Here is a 17,366-nt window from a genome sequence, read left to right on the forward strand (position 1 = left end):
CCTCCCCCCGGCGGTGGCGCCGGAGCGCTTACGAAATCCTGACCGGGCGCGCGAGGCGTGGGATACCCCATGAGGAACGTGCCACTCTCGTTCTGCTCGTCTCCGAACAGGTGGGCGGCTCCGTGGTGTTGGGAAGCGGCCGCCACGGAGGGGGAGTCCCGGGGCCGCCCGGGACTCCCTGCGCACGCGCCGGGCGTTGTCGGGTGCGTGCGGTGTTCCCCGGCTGCCCCTCGGTATCTCGCTACCGGTGTTCGGGGTTCTCGTTGTCGTGTCGGCAGCCGGCGTCCCAGGCGGTGCGCTGGTTGCCGTGGGCGGGGATGCCTCCGAGGTCCTTGAGCGCGCGGGCCAGGTGGAGCAGGTTCCAGGTCATGAAGGCGGTGTTGCGGTTGGTGAAGTCGTTCTCCGGACCGCCCGAGCCGGGATCGAGGTACGACGGGCCGGGGCCCGCCTCGCCGATCCAGCCGGCGTCCGCCTGGGGCGGGATGGTGTAGCCCAGGTGCTGCAGGCTGTAGAGGACGTTCATGGCGCAGTGTTTGACGCCGTCTTCGTTGCCGGTGATCAGGCAGCCGCCGACGCGGCCGTAATAGGCGTACTGGCCCGCGTCGTTGAGCAGGCTGGAGCAGGCGTAGAGGCGTTCGATCACCCGCTTCGTCACCGAGCTGTTGTCGCCGAGCCAGATGGGTCCTGCCAGGACGAGGATGTCGGCCGCCATGACCTGCCGGTACAGGTCCGGCCAGGCGTCCGTTGCCCAGCCGTGCTCCCGCATGTCCGGCCACACGCCCGTGGCGATGTCGTGGTCCACGGCGCGGACGACGTCGACGTGCACTCCCTGCGTTTGCATGATGGCGGTACTTCGGTTGATCAGCCCCTGGGTGTTGCTGGTCTCCGGCGAGCGCTTGAGGGTGCAGTTGATCACCAGGGCGCGCAGGTCGTCGTACCGGGCCGGCGGTGCGTCGGTTGCGGGCGGCGTAGCGGTCACTCGGTCCTCCCAGAGTTCAGCCGCCGACATGTGCACGGCGATTCGGCCACTTCGCCCAGCGTGCGGGGCGACCCGGGCAGCCGCCACCACAACGCCTCCGAATGGCCCCCGTCGGTCCGCGCCCCGGTCCGCGCCTCGGTCGGCGGCCGAAGAGCGGCCGGGGCAGAAGGGCGTGCCTACGTTCGTCGTATGGGTACCGAGGGCGTGGAGTACGGCTCCGGGATCCGGTACATCCTGGTGCGCCATGAGCAGGCGGCCTCGTTCATGGCGGAGATCTACGGGCGGCTGACCGGCCGGGCCGGCGTGTGTTCGGCGCCCCTGGGGCCCGGCGCGATTAAGCTGCTCCTCGGCGCCGCGGACGCCATGACCAACAGCGCGCCGATGGTGGCCCTGGCCGCGCAGGGCCGTCGTATCCGCCGCGTATCAGGCCGCTGACGTCGAACAGCCTTCTTTGCAGGGCGCCTTGGCCGATCAGTGGGGCGGCGTCGGCGGGGCGCCGTACTGGTCGCCGCCGCCAACGCCGCCAACGCCGCGCACGGACACCGGGACATGTTCACGTCCCGGCGCCCGCCGTTCGTCCGTCACCCGGCCCCGGGCGTCCCGAGCGACCCGGTCGCCGGGAAGGTGGAGCCCGCGGTCCGTGTGTCGAGCGCCGAGTCGTCCGGCGCCACGGCCGCGGCCGCCGGCTCCGTCCGCACGCCGAGACCGGAGCCCGTGGCCGCCACCGAGACGCCCGTCATCAGCACTGCCACCAGCAGGGCGGCCAGCGAGGCGGCGGTCGCTGTTCCGTCCCGCATTCAGCTCGCCTGTCCGGGGACCTGCTTGTTGGCGTCGACGACCGCGCGCTCGGTGATCGCGCTGGTGTGGGTGACGGTGCCGACCTTGAACTGGCTGCCCGCCACGGCCTTGACCACCACGGTGCGCTCGCCGAGGAACCGCAGGCTCTTCTTGTCGAAGATCCACTCGGTGCGCTCGCCGTCGGCGGGGTTCTCCCGCGCGATCGCGATTCCGTGCCGGCCCGTGGCGTCGACCGCGTCGTCCACCGCGACGACCCCGGGGATCTCGGCCGCGGCCTTGTAGAGCGCGGCGCCGACCTCGGCGGGCGGGTAGCTCTCGGTCAGCAGATCGCCGATGGCGACGAAAGCGGCCTGGTCGCGCGGGACTTCGGCGTCCCGGTGGGCGTCCGACTCACGGTAGATCTGCCGCAGCAGCGCCTCGGGGTCGGTCGGCAGCTCGGCCAAGGCGTCGTAGGCCCCGCTGTACGGTACTCCGCTCGCCAGGGTGATGCCCTTGTCGCCCGTCTGGCCGGCCTCGATCAGCCAGCCGTCCTTGCCGTCGAGGGAGTTCCAGACCTGGCGGGAGTGCAACGCGTCGCTGACCACCTCGGACTTGTCGTCGACGGTCTTGACGTAGGTGTCGGCCACCTTCGAGGTGATGTAGATGTACTGGCCCTTGTGCGGGGTGGGCACGGAGGTGTCGGCGGCGGCCAGGGAGATGCGGTCGAGGAGCTCGGTGGCGCCCTTGGTGTCGGCGACGCCGACCCGGGTGGTCAGTGCGGGGCCGGTGGCCAGCGCGGTCTTGCCGTCGTCCGCCCCGCCGCCGGTGAGGGCGAGACCGCCCACGACCGCGCCGGCCAGGGCGAAGGCCCCGGCGGGCAGCAGGACCGCACGGCGCAGGAACGGGTTGGGGCGCTTCACGGGCGCGACGCGGGTGGCAGTGGCGGTGCGGAGGTCTTCGTGGATCTGGGCCATCATCTGCTCCTTGTGGAACTGGTGGCGGCCCGCCGGCAGATCCCGCCCGGCGGAGGGCAGCAGGCTCTGCGTCTCCGTCCACTCAGCCGGGTGAGGCTGGTGTGAGGGGCTGGCGTTCATCGGTTTCCTTCCTGTGCGGACCGGACCGCGTATCCGCGATCACCTGTTATCTGCCGGTTCATGCGGGTGGGTTCCCGTTTTTCTTCGAGCAGTCGAGCGTCGGCGAGTTTTCGCAGTCGGGCGCGGGCACGGGAGAGGCGGGAGCGGACGGTGCCGACCGGGACGCCGAGGGCGCGGGCCGCTTCGGCGTACTCCATCCCCTCCCACAGGCACAGCGTCAGGACCTCGCGCTCGGGGCGCTTGAGCAGGCTGAGGGCGGCCAGCGTGGCGTTGATCCGGCGCCGGTCGTCCAGGCGCCCGGCGGTCTCCTCGGCGTGGTCCTCGACCTGTTCCTCGGCGGCGTTCGCGGCGGCCGCGGCGCTTGCCGCGTTGCGGTAGCGGCGGTTGCTGCGGTGGTGGGAGCGGGCGACGTTGGTGGCGATGCCCAGCAGCCATGGCCGCAGCGAGCCCCCTTCGGCTTCGACCGAGGCACGGCGGCGCCACGCCTCCATGAAGGTCGTCGACATGACGTCCTCGGCCAGCGACCAGTCGGCGGTCAGCCGGAAGGCGTGGTTGTACACCGCGCGGGCACACTCGTCGAAGAGTGCCGCGAAGGCGTCCGGATCTCCGTCTCGCACCCGGGTTCGCATATCTGTGGTCACGTTTTCAACTGCCGGTCGACGTGAACGAGTTCCAGTGAGCTACGTCATATCCGGACCCGGTCAGGTCCGTTACCGCGGGATGCCATGACACGAGCGGACGACTTGGGGCGCCGCCTGCGGCTGGTGGCACCGCCGAGGAAATCCGGCCCGCACCACAAACACCGGGTGCGCCCGTGAAGTCGCACGCGCGCAGTCGGAGTTCACGTGGCGGGATGGGTCAGGCACTGGCCTGCATGCCGAGGTCGGCGAGCAGGGCGCGGACACGGTGCTCGATCTCGTCGCGGATGGGGCGTACGGCGGCTACGCCCTGCCCGGCCGGGTCGTCCAACCGCCAGTCCAGGTAGGTCTAGCCGGGGAAGACGGGCCGGGTGTCGCCCCAGCCCATCGTGATCACCACGTCCGATGCCCGGACGGCCTCGGTGGTCAGGGCCTTGGGGGTCTCGGCGGAGACGTCGATGCCGATCTCGCCCATCGGCTCGACGGCGGCGGGGTTGACCGTGTCCACGGGGGCGGAGCCGGCCGAGCGGACCTCCACCGCGTCGGCGTCTCGGACGTCGTCGCCGACGACACCCTCACCGCCGGACAGCGGGCCGAGCGCGGGGGAAGCGCTGCGGTCGCCCGGGCGCCATCGCTTCCCAGGCCGAGAGCGCGAGTTCGATTCTCGTCAGCCGTTCCGATGGGAAACCCCAGGCCCAGGTCGGCGGCCTGGGGTTTGCCTGTCGGTCGGTGTGATTCGGATTGACCTGCCCTTCGTTTGTCCTGAGCCGACGACCGGGAGTCGCCGCAAGAGGCGCCGGGCGTCATCCAGGGACATGCGACCCTGCGATCGCTTCACATGGCGAGACGCGTTTTCGCGTGACCTGCTGCGTGACCTGCTCCACCAGCGGTCCTTGTGCCCCGCACAGTGCTTCGGCGGACGGCTGGATCACGGTGGGGGCATGTGCGGTCAGAGACCCTGGGTGGGGAAGGCGGCGTCGGGAACCTGGACGGTCTCGGGGGCGGTGCGGGGGACGAGGCCGAGGATCTGAGCGACGACGTACTGCGCCGACATCATGGCCCCTTCCTGCCATCCGGGCAGGGGTGAGGCCTGGTCCCCCACGACATAGAAGCGGCCGTCGCCCTCGGGTTCCAGGAGTGAGCCCTGGCCCTTGGGTGCCGTGCGCGTTTCGAGTGCGGGCCTGCGCCGGGGGTCCTTCCCGAACCCGTCAGGGCGGACGCCGCCCGTCCGGGCGAGCGCGCAGGACCGAAGTTGACGCCTGGGTGGCGTACGCCCGCGACCGAAACGCAGGAGGTGCCACGCCGACCGCTCGTCCCCGTCGGCCTCCGGACGCGTGGTCCACCAGGGCACCACCCTCTGGTCCGCCGGCACCCGGCACTGACCCGTCACCGATTGTCCTGCGCCGACGCCGACGACGCGGCCCCGCGTCGGCAGCCGGCCTGCGGGAACTCCAGACGCGCCGGCACTGATCACCCCGCCGTCGGCTCGCCTGAAGTGACGGCTTGATGGCCCCGAGCGGACCCCTCTCAGCACCGGAAATCCATCGACCTCTAGATCACCCGGTCCTCAGGAGTCACCTTCGCGCTCCCCAGGAGGCGGAGGTGCCGTGGTCGCCCGGGGGATCAGAATCGTGGGCAGGACGATGTGCCGTTCGCGGTCGGTCTCGGCGTCGTCGATCAGTTTCAGGGCGAGTTCGCCGGCGACGCGGCCCATGTCGGAGGGGGACTGGGCCACGGTGGACAGGTCGAACCACTCGGCGGTGTCCTGGTCGTCGAAGCCGACGACGGACATCCGCTCGGGCACCTGGATGCCGGTCTTGCGGAGGGTCCAGATGACGGAGACGGCCTGCTCGTCGGCGTCGGCGAAGATCGCGGTGGGGGGTTCGCGCAGGCTGAGCAGGTTGCCGACGGCTTCCATGGTGCCGCGCTTGTCGCGGGGCGGGATGGTGACCACGAGGTCGTCGTCGAGAGGGATGCCCGCCTCGGTGAGTGCCTGCCGGTAGCCGAGCAGGCGGTCGCGGGTGCTGAAGCTGAAGCCGCGGGCTCCGACGGTCTGGGCGAAGGCGATCCGGCGGTGGCCGAGGTTGAGCAGGTGGCGGGTGGCCTTGCAGGCGCCGGCCACGTCGTCGACGTAGACGCTCGGGCGGCCCTGGACGTGCTGGCTGACGTAGATGACCGGCATTTCGAGGTCGTCGAGGCGGGCCGTCTCCTCGGCAGTCAGGTCGAAGGAGAAGACGAGCAGCGCGTCGGCGTTGCGGCGGGCCGGGAGGCGTTCGAAGAACGCGGTGCGTTCGGCGAGGTCCGGGATGACGTAGACGGTCATCTCCAGGCCGGCCGCCCGCAGCAGCGGTCCCAGCCGGGACAGCGCAGCCCCCATGAACCACGCGTCCAGCGTGGGCACCAGCACCGCCACCACTCCGGTCTTGCCGGTGACCAGGCTCGCGGCATGCCGGGAGACCGCGAAGTTCAGCTCACGCGCGGCCTCCTCGACCCGGGCACGGACGTCCGGGGCCACCGATGTCAGGCCGCGCAGGGTGCGCGAGACGGTGGACGGGGAGACCCCCGCCCGTTCGGCGACGTCGGCCATGGTGGGCAGTCGTTGAGCTGGCGGCATGAGCGGAAGTTAGCACAGATCCACGCCCCCGCCAGATGCCTTGTGACAGCGCTGTCTCAGCTATCCGGGCGAGTTCAATGGGGCATTTTGCCCGTATATAAGCTGCATGACCCACCCAATCCTCTCCGTGCTACCGGGAAGTTACGGATTGACTTCCGCCAGATGCACTCCTACGGTGCAAGCGTTGTCTCAGCGGAGTCGGAGCCGTCGCCGCGAAGTCATCCCTCAAGGCTTTGACCTGCGTGTTTGATCAAGAAAATGCCGTGACAGCACAGTCTCGTAACAGAGCCATCCCAGAGTCATCTCGGTAGCTACTCCCTACAGGGCGCCCCCGCCGAGACTTCGGTACCGCACGTTCAGGAGAGACAGTGAACGCCAGAACCACCAGAGTCCTTCAGTGCTCGGCCGCCCTCGTCGCCGCCGGGCTCACCCTCACCGCCTGCGGTTCCGGCGGTGGCAGCTCCTCGGGCTCCTCGGGGCAGTCGCAGAGCGCGTCGTTCACCGGCCGCGGCCCGATCACGTACGTGTCCGGCAAGGACACCACCGGCGTGGTCCAGAAGGTGATCGACCGCTGGAACAAGCTGCACCCGAAGGAGAAGGTCACCGTCATCGACCTGCCGACGGACCCGGACTCGCAGCGCCAGCAGATGATCCAGAACGCGGAGACCAAGTCCGACGCATACACGGTGCTCTCCCTCGACGCCGTGTGGACCTCGGAGTTCGCCGCGCACCAGTGGATCGCCAAGCTGCCCGAGACGCAGTTCCCGCTCGACAAGATGCTGACGCCCGCGGTGGACACGGCGAAGTACCGCGGCAGCCTGTACGCGGCGCCGTACATCTCCAACGGCGGCATCCTCTACTACCGCACCGACCTGCTGAAGAAGGCCGGCATCAGCAAGGCTCCGACCACCTGGGCGGAGATGACCGCCGACTGCGCGAAGATCAAGAAGCTGCCCGAGGGCAAGGGCGTGTCCTGTTACGCCGGGCAGTTCCAGAAGTACGAGGGCCTGACGGTGAACTTCGCCGAGGCCGTGAACTCGGCCGGCGGCGTGATCACCGACGCCGACGGCAAGCCGAACGTGGACACCGCCGCGGCCAGGAAGGGCCTGGACTTCCTCGTCAGTGCCTTCAAGGACGGCACCATCCCCAAGGAGGCCATCACCTACCAGGAGGAGGACAGCCGCCAGGCGTTCCAGGACGGCAAGCTGGTCTTCCTGCGCAACTGGCCCTACGTGTACGCCCTCGCCGAGAAGAGCAAGATCGCCGGCAAGTACGCGGTCGCACCCCTGCCCGGCCTGAACGGCACCGGTTCCTCCAGCCTGGGCGGCTCCAACCTCGCCCTGTCCTCCTACGCCAAGAACAAGGCCACCGCGCTGGACTTCATGAAGTTCTTCACCGACGAGGAGAACGCGACGACCTTCCTCAAGGACGCCGCCTTCGCCCCGGCCTACGCCGACCTGTACGACGACAAGACGCTGACCGCGCAGTACCCGTACCTGCCCGTCCTGAAGCAGTCGATCACGCACGCCGTGCCCCGTCCCCGGGTCGTGCAGTACGGCGACGTGACCTCGGCGATCCAGCAGGAGGCGTACGCGGCGCTGACCGGCAGCAAGAGCAGCGCGCAGGCGCTGAAGGACCTGCAGCAGGAGCTGCAGAAGTCCACCGGGCAGTGAGGAGAGGGGCCATGGCCGACACCAAGATCCCACCGGGATCCGCCATCGCCGGACCCGACCGCCCAGCCGGCGGACGGGTCCCGGTGAGCGGGCGACGGCGATCCGGTTCCGGCGCCGGCGCCACCGCGGGCTCGGGCCGGGTGGCAGCCCTACTGGTCTCCCCGACCCTGCTGGTGCTGTCGATCGTCGTGCTCTACCCGACGATCATGGCGCTGCAGGAGTCGCTGTACGGGACCAAGGGGCTGGACCCGAAGACCGGCTTCATCAGCGACACCGAGCCGTACGTGGGGCTGAAGAACTACGCCGACATCTTCGGAGCCGCCGGCGACCGGTTCTGGAACGCCTTCTGGAACACCACCTTCTTCACCGTCGTCACGGTCGGGCTGGAGACGGTGATCGGTGTGGCCATGGCCCTGATCATGCACAAGGCGTTCAGCGGCCGGGGGCTGATCCGGGCGAGCATCCTCATCCCCTGGGCCGTGCCCACGGCCATCTCCGGCCTGCTGTGGCGCTGGATCTTCAACAGCAACGGCATCGCCAACGCCCTCATCGGCCACCAGGTCCTGTGGACGACGGAAGGCTTCCACGCCAAGGTCGCGGTGATCGTCGCCGAGGTGTGGAAGACGTCCCCCTTCATCGGACTGCTGGTCCTCGCCGGGCTCCAGGTGATCTCGAAGGAGGTCTACGAGGCCGCCCGCCTCGACGGCGCCAGCGCCCCACGCCAGTTCTGGCACATCACCCTGCCCCTGGTGAAACCCGCCCTCCTGGTGGCCATGCTGTTCCGCTGCATGGACGCCCTGCGGATGTTCGACCTGCCCTACCTCCTCATCGGCGCCCGGAAGAACTCCGTGGAGACCCTGTCCATGCTCGCGCAGAGCGAGGCGTCCAACGTCCGCTTCGGACCGGCCTCGGCCTACTCCGTACTCCTCTTCCTCTACGTCTTCCTCGTCGCCCTCGCCTTCGTCCGACTGCTCGGCGCCGACCTCGTCGGCGACGACAGCGGCGGCGGCAAGAGCAGGACCACGGGCTGGCGCAGGAAGCGGATCCTCTCCGGCCGTACGGAGGTGACGGCATGACCTCCTCGTCCTCGTCTCCGGCCGTCTGGCGCAGGTGGCTGCCGTACGTCGGCGTCCTCGCCGTCGTCGCCTACTGCCTGGCCCCCTTCTACTGGATGCTGGTCTCCAGCCTGCGCGGCGCCTCCGACATCTTCGACAACTCGCTGCTGCCCACCCGGGTGTCCTTCGAGAACTACCGTGCCCTGCTGGACAGTTCACAGGGCTTCCCCCGCGCACTCCTCAACAGCCTGGTCGTCGCCGGCATCACGACCGCGCTGTCCCTGCTGCTGGCCACTTTCACGGCGTACGCGATGGCCCGCCTGGAGTTCCCGGGCAAGCGGCTGATCCTGACCCTGATCATCGCCACCTCCATGTTCCCGGTGGTGTCGATCGTGGTCCCGCTGCTGAAGCTGTTCACGGACATCGGCTGGATCAACACCTACCAGGCGATGATCGTGCCGAGCATGTCCTTCGCGCTGCCGCTGGCGGTGTGGAACCTGACCACGTTCTTCCGGCAGATGCCCGACGAACTGGAACACGCCGCCATGATCGACGGCTGCACCCGCGGCCAGGCGTTCCGCAGGGTCATCATGCCGCTCGCCGCGCCCGGCATCTTCACCACCGCGATCATCACCTTCATCGCCGCCTGGAACGAGTTCCTCATCGCCCTGACGATGACCAATAAGCCCCAGATGCAGACCGCACCGGTCGCCATCTCGAAGTTCACCGGCGCCACGACGTACGAGACCCCGTTCGGCAGCCAGATGGCCGCCGGCGTCCTCGTCACCATCCCGCTGGTCGTCATGGTGCTGATCTTCCAGCGCCGCATCGTCGCCGGACTGACCGCCGGCGCGGCCAAGTGACCCCCTCAGCAGACACACAAGGAGCAGGACCCGTGCCCCCCACCACCACGCCCTGGTGGCGCAGCGCCGTCATCTACCAGGTCTACATCCGCAGCTTCGCCGACGGCAACGGCGACGGCGTCGGCGACATCGCCGGCATCCGCTCCCGGCTCCCGTACCTCAAGTCCCTCGGCGTGGACGCCCTGTGGATCAACCCCTGGTACACGTCCCCCCAGGCCGACCACGGTTACGACGTCGCCGACTACCGCGAGATCGACCCGCTGTTCGGCACGGTCGCCGAAGCGGAGCAGCTCATCGAGGAAGCGCACGCGCACGGGATCCGGATCATCCCGGACATCGTCCCGAACCATTCCTCCGACCAAGCGGCCTGGTTCCAGCAGGCGTTGACGGCAGGCCCCGGCAGCCCCGAGCGCGAGCGGTACGTCTTCCGCGCCGGACGCGGCCCGGACGGCTCCCTCCCGCCCAACGACTGGGACTCCCGCTTCGGCGGCCCGGCCTGGACCCGGGTGCCCGACGGCGAGTGGTACCTCCACCTCTTCACCCCGCAGCAGCCCGACCTCAACTGGCAGCACCCCGAGGTCCATGCGGAGTTCGAGTCCGTCCTGCGGTTCTGGTTCGACCGGGGCGTGGACGGCTTCCGCATCGACGTCGCCCACGGCCTGGTCAAGGACCCCGAACTCCCCGACCTGGCCGACCGTGACGGTGGTGCGCACCCCTTCTGGGACCGCGACGAGGTCCACGAGATCTACCGCTCCTGGCGCAAGCTCGCCGACGAGTACCCCGGCGACCGCTCCTTCGTCGCCGAGGCGTGGACCGACACCCCCGAACGCCTCGCCGCCTACGTCCGCGAGGACGGCCTGCACACCGCCTTCAACTTCGACTTCCTCATGACCGACTGGGACGCGAAGGACCTGCGCGCCGTCATCGACGACACCCTCGCCATGCTCGGCACGGTCGGTGCCCCGGCCACCTGGGTCATGTCCAACCACGACGTCATGCGCCACGCCAGCCGCTACGGCCGCAGGGCCGCGAAGAAGTGGCTGGCCAACGAGTCCTACGTCCCTGCCAGCCCCGCCGACCTCGAACTCGGCACCCGTCGCGCCCGCGCCGCCGCCCTGCTCACCCTCGCGCTCCCCGGCGGCGCCTACGTCTACCAGGGCGAGGAACTCGGCCTCCCCGAGATCGAGGATCTCCCCGAGGCCGTCCTCCAGGACCCTGTCTGGGAACGCTCCGGCCACACCGAACGCGGCCGCGACGGCTGCCGCGTCCCGATCCCCTGGTCCGGCACCACCACCCCCTACGGCTTCAGCGCCGCCGACGCCACGGCCTCCCCCTGGCTGCCCCAGCCCGCCGACTGGGCACCCCGCACCGTGGCGGCCCAGACCGGCGACCCCGCCTCCATGCTGGAGCTCTACCGCACCGCCCTCCGCATACGCCGCGAACACCCCGCCCTCGGCGACGGCACCCTCACCTGGCTGGACGACACCCCGGCCGGAGTCCTCGCCTTCCGCCGCGAGCCCGGCTTCATCTGCGTGGTGAACCTCTCCACCGAGCCGTACCAGCTACCTGCACACGCCTCGATCCTGCTCACCAGCGGTCCCGTCGAGGACAACCGCCTGGCCCCGGACCAGGCCGTCTGGCTCACGGTGTAGCCGAGCCACCACCCCCCATCCCCAGGGCCTGTCCGGTCCCACTCCCCGCTGTCCGGACAGGCCCTGGCCTCGCAGCATGAGGCGGCAGCAGAGCACGTCCTCCTCCAGCTACGGGTCGGGCCGTTGGCACGGCGGCGCCGATCAAGCAGTCGCATGCAGCTTCGGAGCGAGCAGGTCCAGTGCTTCCTCCCAGCGGAAGCGGTCCGCCCCGCCTCCGGCTTTTGGACGGTGCGGTTCGTACGAGCCGATGAGCACGCCCATATCGCGCAAGTGGTCCAGGCTCCGGCGATACGCGGGATGGGCGGCCTGGGCCGAGTTCAGGTACGGCAGGACAGCGGCGGGGATACCCATGCCGTACGCCTCGCAGAGGATGCCCAGGGCGAGGGTGTCGGAGATGCCGTTGGCCCACTTGTTGATCGTGTTGAAGGTGGCCGGGGCGACGGTGATCGCGTCTGCCGGCGGCAGGGGTCGGGCCTCGCCAGGTGTGCGCCAGGCCGAGCGGATCGGGGAGCCGGTCTGGGCTTGGACGGCTTCGGTGTCGAGGAGGCCGAGTCCCCGGGGAGTGGCGATGACGCCGACGTTCCAGTGTCGTTCCTGCGCTGCGGTGATCAGTTTGCCGACGTCCCCGGCGATGCCGCAGCCGCAGACGACGACGTAGAGGAAGGGCTTCTTCTGCGGGGCGGTCGGTTCGGTCACGTATGGGCTCCAGGACGGTGAGTGTCTCGATGCACTGCCAGTTGGTTCGCGAGTTCCCGAGGCCCGATCTTGCTGAGGGCCCAGAGGCTGCTGATTCGCCGGGATCGGTGCCAGAGCGGGTCGTTCGTATTCACAGGGGTGTGGAAGAACAGCACGGGGATGCCTGCGGCGTCGAAAGGACGCGCGTCGAGGTAACGCAGACCGCCGGTGCCGCACAGGTAGCCGGTGCTGCCGGTGGCCGCGGCCAGGTCGGCAAGGCGGTCGGACCGGCCTGGACGGGCCGGGATCTGGCTGCTGTCGATCACTTCGCCTGACCAGCCGAGTGCGGTGAGCAGGGCCGTCGTCGACATCTTCGCGAGGTCGGCTACGTGGTCGGAGACATCGAACGCGTCCGAGACCGCGCCAAGTACCTCGGACACCGCATCCCAGTGGGCGCTGCGACCGTAAAACTGGCGCACGAGCAGTTCGACTCTCCGTCGAGCCCGACGCTGATCGACCAACCGTGCCTGTGTCGGATCAGCGTTGGGCGTCCATGAGGAAGGTGAACAGGGAGGGTGAGCCACTGTTGCCGCGCAGGGTCGTCCAGGGCGGCCAGCCGGGCTCGATGTTGGTAGTCGCGCCGGGCGAACTGCACGTCGGCCAGGACGATCCAGCGATCGGCGGCGAAGAGCTTCGCCAACGTGGACAGCCGTGGGAACAGGTTCGGCTGATGGATCGCGCAGACCCCTCCCGACGGCGGGCCGGCGCAGGGTGACTCAGTCGCTGATGAGGCGGCTGTCGAAGCCGGCGCCCAGGAGGCGCTCGTAAGCGTCATGAACATCCCCCGGTACTTCCTGCTCGACGGCGAAGCCGAGCTTCGGGTACTCGATCACCCGCTGCAGGTCACCGACGAGCATGTCGACGACGAGCTTCTCGTCGCCGATGGACTTGATGTAGTCGTCCAGTTCCAGCGGCTCGGAGGCGCACACGACCTCCACCTCCGGCCACAGCTTTCGGCAGGTCGCGTAGGAACGGCGCTCCATGTACGGCTTGGAGATCAGCAGCAGTGAGTCGACCGTGATGCCGGCCGCGGTCAGCAGCTCACGGGAGAGGGTGATGTTCTGGCCGGTGTTCGCTGCCTTCGCCTCGACCAGGATCGCCTCGTCCGGCACGCCCAGGCTCAGCGCGTGCTCGCGGTAGTGCACGGCTTCGCCGCGCGGGAAGCGGGCTCGGGTGGTGGGGCTGTTGCCGCCGCTGAAGACGAGGACCGGGAAGAGACCGGCGCCGTAGAGGTCCGCGGCCGTGGTGGCCACTCCGAGGTCGTGGCTGCCGAGGCCGATCGCCGCCGAGCAGGGCCGCGGCTCGTGTCCCATCTGGTGGTAGTTCCAGATCAGCGTCGCGTCGTGGAACTGCTCGTCGGTGATCTGGCGCTGCTCGTGCTCCGGCACTGGCACTCCCTGGCTCATCCCTGTTGGCCCTTTCGGATGCCCTCGATGCTGCGCAGCTGGTGGCTCAGCCCGTACTGTCGGGCCACCTGTGCCGCCTGGTCGAGGACGGACAGCCCATCATTCCGGGTCGCTGCATCCGACAGAAGGATGTGCCCGTACGCGGTGTCCACCCGCACCCGCTGCATGGGGGAGTCGACCGTGCCGGTGGTGCGTGCGATGTCGATGCAGTGCAGGGCCTGGGTCAGGTTGCCGGCACCGCGATGGGCCAGGGCCAGTTTCTGGTGGGCGACCGACCAGTCCTCCGGCTCGCCGAGTTCCTCGAACTCGCGGGTGGCGGCTGTCATGACCGTGGTGGCGTATGCGTTGTTGCCCTCCTTGCTCAGGGCCGTCCCGATCCACAGGCGTGCCCGGGCCCGGTCACGCCTGCTGAGGCGCTCGTCTGCGGCGAGCTGCTCGTACCAGTGGGCGGACGCGTCGAGCTGGCCCGACATCTCCTGTACGACGGCGAGGGACAGCTCGATCTGGGCCAGACGACGGGGGATGTCGAGTTCGGAGAACATGGCGCGCGGTCAGGTAGGACTGGCGTGCGGACAGCGGACCGAGGATCGTCCCTTGGTCACGCTGCACATCACCGAGGAGCACGAGGGAACGGCCGTACAGGTAGAGGCCCTTGTCGTCGAGTTCGTGCGGGTCGTGGCCGCCCAGCCAGCGGTTCAGCAGGGTCGAGGCGAAGGGGAAGTCCTGGCGGCTGACGCAGACCACGGCGCGTTCTATGTCCTCGGTCCAGGTCTCGTAGTCCGCCGGCCGTGCGGCCTTCCGCTCAGGGAACAGCAGCGCGTCGAACCGAGCATGGGCGGCGGTGTCCGCGCGGGACAGCGCGGTGTCGAGAATGGCCTGCGTATCCGGTCGGGGCCGGGTCTCCGTGCCGAGGCTTTCCCACTTGGCCACGGTGCGCAGCGCGACACCGAGGTGCTCGGCGAAGGCGCGGGTGCTCATGCGCAGGGCGGCGCGCAAGGCACTCGCCTCCCGACCAGTCCACTGCTGCACGCTGACCACGGACGACCTCCCTCTGTCACGTATGGAAGCACTCTCAGTGACGGCCTGGGGCGCGAAGTGCAACGGAAGTGCAACAGCAGGTCATTTCGAGGCCGTACGCAGCGGCCGACGCTGTGGTCATGGACGACGAACTCATCACCGAGCGCCGCCCCGTCGCCTTCCCGCAGGTCTTCGGCTACCTGCGGCACATCACCGGTGGCCTGCCCCGCCACGCGGCACTCGTCGACTGCCTCACCGAATACTGCCGTCGGCACGAACTGACCCTCGGCGGCGTCTTCACCGACCGCGACGCCACGGTGACCGTCCGCTCAGCCGCTTTCGTCGGACTAATCGATGCTCTCCAACTGCCCGACATTTACGGCGTGGTGGTCCCCGCCCTCAGTCATCTCGGCCCCAAAGGCGTCGGTGCCGAGCGAAGGCGGCAGATAACAGCTACAGGCACCCGCCCGCTCGTGGTCCGATCCTTCACACCGACGAAGGGGCCCGAAACATCCCCGGGCACAGGCGCCGGCCTCCGGCCACGGAGGATCACATGACGTCCGTTCGTGACGCACTGCGACGTGCGCCCACGGTCGAAGACACGCCCGGACTGCGTCTGCTGAAGGTCGGCGACGGCTGGGACCTGGTACGAACCTCCGCCGAGGTCGGCCTCCTGGTCCTCGCCCACCTGCGGGCGACCGGCGCTCCGACCGGTCCGGTGCTCTACGACAGGACCAACGGCCGCCTGTACTACGCCATCGCTACGGGCACCGCAGGACACTGGCACGAACTGCCGGTACGGCACCTCTCTGCCAACTCGTGGCTCGTCGCGCCCGGTCTGGAGATCCCCGACAGTTGGTTCGGCGGCTGGTGCGAGCTACCCGACGACGACACCCTGACCGATGCCGCCGGGTGCCTTCCACTAATAGCACGGCACGCCCAAGGCGCTGAAGAGCGCATCGGAGATCATGATGTTGTCCTTGCCGTTCACCTCGATGATGCTGATGCCCTCCGCGCCCAGGTTGATCCCGGACCGCTCGGCGCAGCCATTGATCACACCCTCGTCCCCGCGGCCCTCGACCAGCACCACAGCGTGGGCGAAGAAGCCCTCAGCCAGCGCACCTCCCGGCGTTCCCTCGGTCCTGCTGCGGATCGACTTCTTGTCTACGAGTCCGTCGAGGGCCCGGCAAAGGTCCTCCTCCGTGGCCTGCCACACCTCGGTAGCGGGATGCTCCACACCGCCAGCGCGGCAAAGACGGCGGATCTGGTGGTAGCCCTTCGGGTCGATGAAGACCGGATTATGGGTCGCGTACATGACCTGCGTACGCCCTTGCGGCGACGCGGCGACCAGCTCGCGAAGCACCTTCGCGAAGGTCCGTGCCTGAGGGGGATGCTGGAACAGTTCGGGCTCCTCGATCGCCAGGCACAACGTCCGCATCCCGTCGGCCGGACGCCTTCGATCAGCCAGGTACTTCAGCGCCGCGATGATCAGAGCGCGCTGAAAGCCGTGCCCTTGCCGGTGCACCGAAGTGTGGGCCGCGCCATCCCGGATGCTCACCTGGAAGGTGGTTCTGGCCGGTCTGGGCGCCTGTACCGTGGGAGTCACTACCACCTCACGTCCGGTGGTGAACTTCGAGACCTCTTCGGAGAGGGCGGCCGACACTTCGTCCAGCACAGGTCCATAGACCTTGGCGTGCACCTCCTGCCGGGCCAGATGGGCATTTTCCTCGATCTCTCCGAGCTGCTCGTTCGCCTGCGAGCGGTCCACCGCGTGGTCGAGGATGCGGCCGAGTGCCGTGGCCTTCTGATCGTCAGCCTCCTCGTACGCCCGCAGGTCGGCGGAGACGAACACGAAGTCGATCAGTTGGGCGAGCCTGCTCTGCCCGGCGAAGCCGAAGAAGTGCGTGTCTTCGACCTCCGCTTCGGTGAGTCGGTTGCGGTTGTCCAACTCCCAACTGAGCATTGCGTCCAGGACTTTGTCCTTGGTGCCGGCGGATGGCAGCCCCAGGCTCGGATCGCTCTCCCTCAAGTGGTCATAGGCGCGGCGAAGTTCCATGGCCTTGTCGTTCTTGCGCACCTCCTCGAACGGTGTGTACGCGAGCGCCTTGCCCGTGATCTTGTCCTCACCGTTCTGCCAGGTCCGCCAGACGCTCACACTCGCGGCGCCTTCGGGCGCGTACCGCCCGAGGGTCTGACGGTCGTGATCGGTGAGCCCGTCGAACTCCACCTCCACGGAGATGCGGCCGTCCTCGGCCGCCGAGTGGATGTCGTCGTCGCTCAGGGCCACCCCTTTTTCGCCGTTGAAGAACCAGTCGAGCGCTCGGAGCACGGTGGACTTGCCAACCCCTGTCGGGCCGATGAAGGAGGTTATTTCCTCGAAGGACACGTCCACCTTGTGCAGACAGCAGAAGTTCTCGATGCGCACTCGCTTGATCTTCACAGTTGTCCTGAACGGTTGGTGCGGACGGGGTATTTGTATCCCCGTGTGACGTTTGTGGACGCTAACAGTCGACCTGACGCCTCATCAGCCGAATTCCCGAGATGAGTGATTTTCTGAAGGATGGGACCTCTGAGTCTCGGAGCCCTGGGGAGCTCTGAGTGCCCCTCACCTCCGACATCAGGCTGCTCGCCGCGGAGACCGAAGTCGGCATCACCTCTGATGCTTTTCGTGATCTCCCGGAACGGGCGCCGACAGTCAGGTGGCCAGCTGCCTGAGGGGGCCGCTGTCGGCGGGATTGATCAGCGAACACGCGCCTCCCTGATCGCATGTTCAGCACCGGGAATTCCTCACCCACGCATCTCCACCGGGCGCACCCGGCTGCACGGGCTTGGCCTCGGCGCTTTGGGAGATCTGCGTCTGCCC

General features: G+C 68.9%; 15 protein-coding genes and 3 pseudogenes. 6 read left to right on the forward strand and 12 right to left on the reverse strand.

The genetic code is table 11. The features are described 5' to 3' along the window. Positions 1–241 precede the first annotated feature (241 nt). Positions 242–979, reverse strand: coding sequence for a flavodoxin family protein (locus ACGF5O_RS19150; protein WP_393811028.1), 738 nt, complete (start codon positions 977–979; stop codon positions 242–244). A gap of 189 nt (positions 980–1,168) precedes the next feature. On the opposite strand from ACGF5O_RS19150, the pseudogene ACGF5O_RS19155 reads away from it, so the two are divergent. Then, positions 1,169–1,381: pseudogene (locus tag ACGF5O_RS19155) on the forward strand (thiamine pyrophosphate-binding protein); the annotation flags it as partial. 179 nt (positions 1,382–1,560) lie between these two features. Here the strand turns inward: ACGF5O_RS19155 and ACGF5O_RS19160 are convergent. The 5 genes and pseudogenes from ACGF5O_RS19160 to ACGF5O_RS19180 all read right to left on the reverse strand — a co-directional run bounded on the left by ACGF5O_RS19160 (position 1,561) and on the right by ACGF5O_RS19180 (position 6,102). Further along, positions 1,561–1,776: a hypothetical protein gene (locus ACGF5O_RS19160; protein ID WP_393811029.1), complete on the reverse strand. Its 216-nt coding sequence runs from the start codon at positions 1,774–1,776 to the stop codon at positions 1,561–1,563. Then, on the reverse strand, positions 1,777–2,850 hold the full coding sequence (locus ACGF5O_RS19165) for a CU044_5270 family protein (protein ID WP_393811030.1): 1,074 nt from the start codon (positions 2,848–2,850) through the stop codon (positions 1,777–1,779). After that, entirely contained in the window at positions 2,847–3,491 is a 645-nt protein-coding gene (locus ACGF5O_RS19170; protein WP_393811031.1) for an RNA polymerase sigma factor, read from the reverse strand. Before ACGF5O_RS19170 ends, ACGF5O_RS19165 begins: the two co-directional genes overlap by 4 nt. 217 nt (positions 3,492–3,708) lie before the next feature. After that, a pseudogene (locus ACGF5O_RS19175) lies at positions 3,709–4,077 on the reverse strand (hypothetical protein). A 978-nt stretch (positions 4,078–5,055) separates the two neighbouring features. Then, positions 5,056–6,102, reverse strand: a complete 1,047-nt coding sequence (locus ACGF5O_RS19180) for a LacI family DNA-binding transcriptional regulator (RefSeq protein ID WP_393811032.1) — start codon at positions 6,100–6,102, stop codon at positions 5,056–5,058. A 368-nt stretch (positions 6,103–6,470) separates the two neighbouring features. Here ACGF5O_RS19180 and ACGF5O_RS19185 point away from each other — a divergent pair, with 368 nt between their 5' ends. From ACGF5O_RS19185 to ACGF5O_RS19200, 4 genes are read left to right on the forward strand one after another with little or no spacing between them, the layout of a single operon-like run. Beyond that, positions 6,471–7,775 (forward strand): ABC transporter substrate-binding protein, encoded by a 1,305-nt coding sequence (locus ACGF5O_RS19185; RefSeq protein ID WP_393811033.1) that lies wholly within the window; start codon positions 6,471–6,473, stop codon positions 7,773–7,775. A gap of 11 nt (positions 7,776–7,786) precedes the next feature. Continuing rightward, positions 7,787–8,851, forward strand: a complete 1,065-nt coding sequence (locus ACGF5O_RS19190; RefSeq protein ID WP_393811034.1) for a carbohydrate ABC transporter permease — start codon at positions 7,787–7,789, stop codon at positions 8,849–8,851. Further along, the gene (locus tag ACGF5O_RS19195) at positions 8,848–9,693 is read left to right on the forward strand and encodes a carbohydrate ABC transporter permease (RefSeq protein ID WP_393811035.1); all 846 of its coding nucleotides are present in this window, start codon (positions 8,848–8,850) and stop codon (positions 9,691–9,693) included. Before ACGF5O_RS19190 ends, ACGF5O_RS19195 begins: the two co-directional genes overlap by 4 nt. 32 nt (positions 9,694–9,725) lie before the next feature. Beyond that, positions 9,726–11,345, forward strand: coding sequence for a glycoside hydrolase family 13 protein (locus tag ACGF5O_RS19200; protein WP_393811036.1), 1,620 nt, complete (start codon positions 9,726–9,728; stop codon positions 11,343–11,345). Between the two features lie 141 nt (positions 11,346–11,486). Here ACGF5O_RS19200 and ACGF5O_RS19205 read toward each other — a convergent pair whose 3' ends face one another. The 5 genes and pseudogenes from ACGF5O_RS19205 to ACGF5O_RS19225 all read right to left on the reverse strand — a co-directional run bounded on the left by ACGF5O_RS19205 (position 11,487) and on the right by ACGF5O_RS19225 (position 14,524). After that, positions 11,487–12,041 carry a flavoprotein gene (locus tag ACGF5O_RS19205; RefSeq protein ID WP_393811037.1) on the reverse strand — a complete coding sequence of 185 codons (555 nt, stop codon included), beginning with the start codon at positions 12,039–12,041 and terminating at the stop codon, positions 11,487–11,489. Next, entirely contained in the window at positions 12,038–12,499 is a 462-nt protein-coding gene (locus ACGF5O_RS19210; RefSeq protein WP_393811038.1) for a WbqC family protein, read from the reverse strand. Before ACGF5O_RS19210 ends, ACGF5O_RS19205 begins: the two co-directional genes overlap by 4 nt. Continuing rightward, complete coding sequence (locus ACGF5O_RS19215; protein ID WP_393811039.1) at positions 12,406–12,861, reverse strand: WbqC family protein; 456 nt, start codon at positions 12,859–12,861, stop codon at positions 12,406–12,408. The genes ACGF5O_RS19210 and ACGF5O_RS19215 overlap by 94 nt, the downstream gene beginning before the upstream one ends. Beyond that, positions 12,797–13,486 (reverse strand): YdcF family protein, encoded by a 690-nt coding sequence (locus ACGF5O_RS19220; RefSeq protein ID WP_393811040.1) that lies wholly within the window; start codon positions 13,484–13,486, stop codon positions 12,797–12,799. Before ACGF5O_RS19220 ends, ACGF5O_RS19215 begins: the two co-directional genes overlap by 65 nt. Continuing rightward, positions 13,483–14,524, reverse strand: a pseudogene (locus tag ACGF5O_RS19225) (helix-turn-helix domain-containing protein). The gene ACGF5O_RS19220 and the pseudogene ACGF5O_RS19225 overlap by 4 nt, the downstream one beginning before the upstream one ends. A gap of 119 nt (positions 14,525–14,643) precedes the next feature. On the opposite strand from ACGF5O_RS19225, the gene ACGF5O_RS19230 reads away from it, so the two are divergent. Beyond that, positions 14,644–15,060: a recombinase family protein gene (locus tag ACGF5O_RS19230; RefSeq protein WP_393811041.1), complete on the forward strand. Its 417-nt coding sequence runs from the start codon at positions 14,644–14,646 to the stop codon at positions 15,058–15,060. Positions 15,061–15,425: 365 nt separating this feature from the next. Here the strand turns inward: ACGF5O_RS19230 and ACGF5O_RS19235 are convergent, their stop codons facing one another. Next, positions 15,426–16,928, reverse strand: a complete 1,503-nt coding sequence (locus tag ACGF5O_RS19235) for an ATP-dependent endonuclease (protein ID WP_393811042.1) — start codon at positions 16,926–16,928, stop codon at positions 15,426–15,428. Positions 16,929–17,366 lie beyond the last annotated feature (438 nt).

Origin of the sequence: Streptomyces sp. NPDC048291 (genome assembly GCF_043201715.1) — a bacterium.
GTDB lineage: Bacteria > Actinomycetota > Actinomycetes > Streptomycetales > Streptomycetaceae > Streptomyces.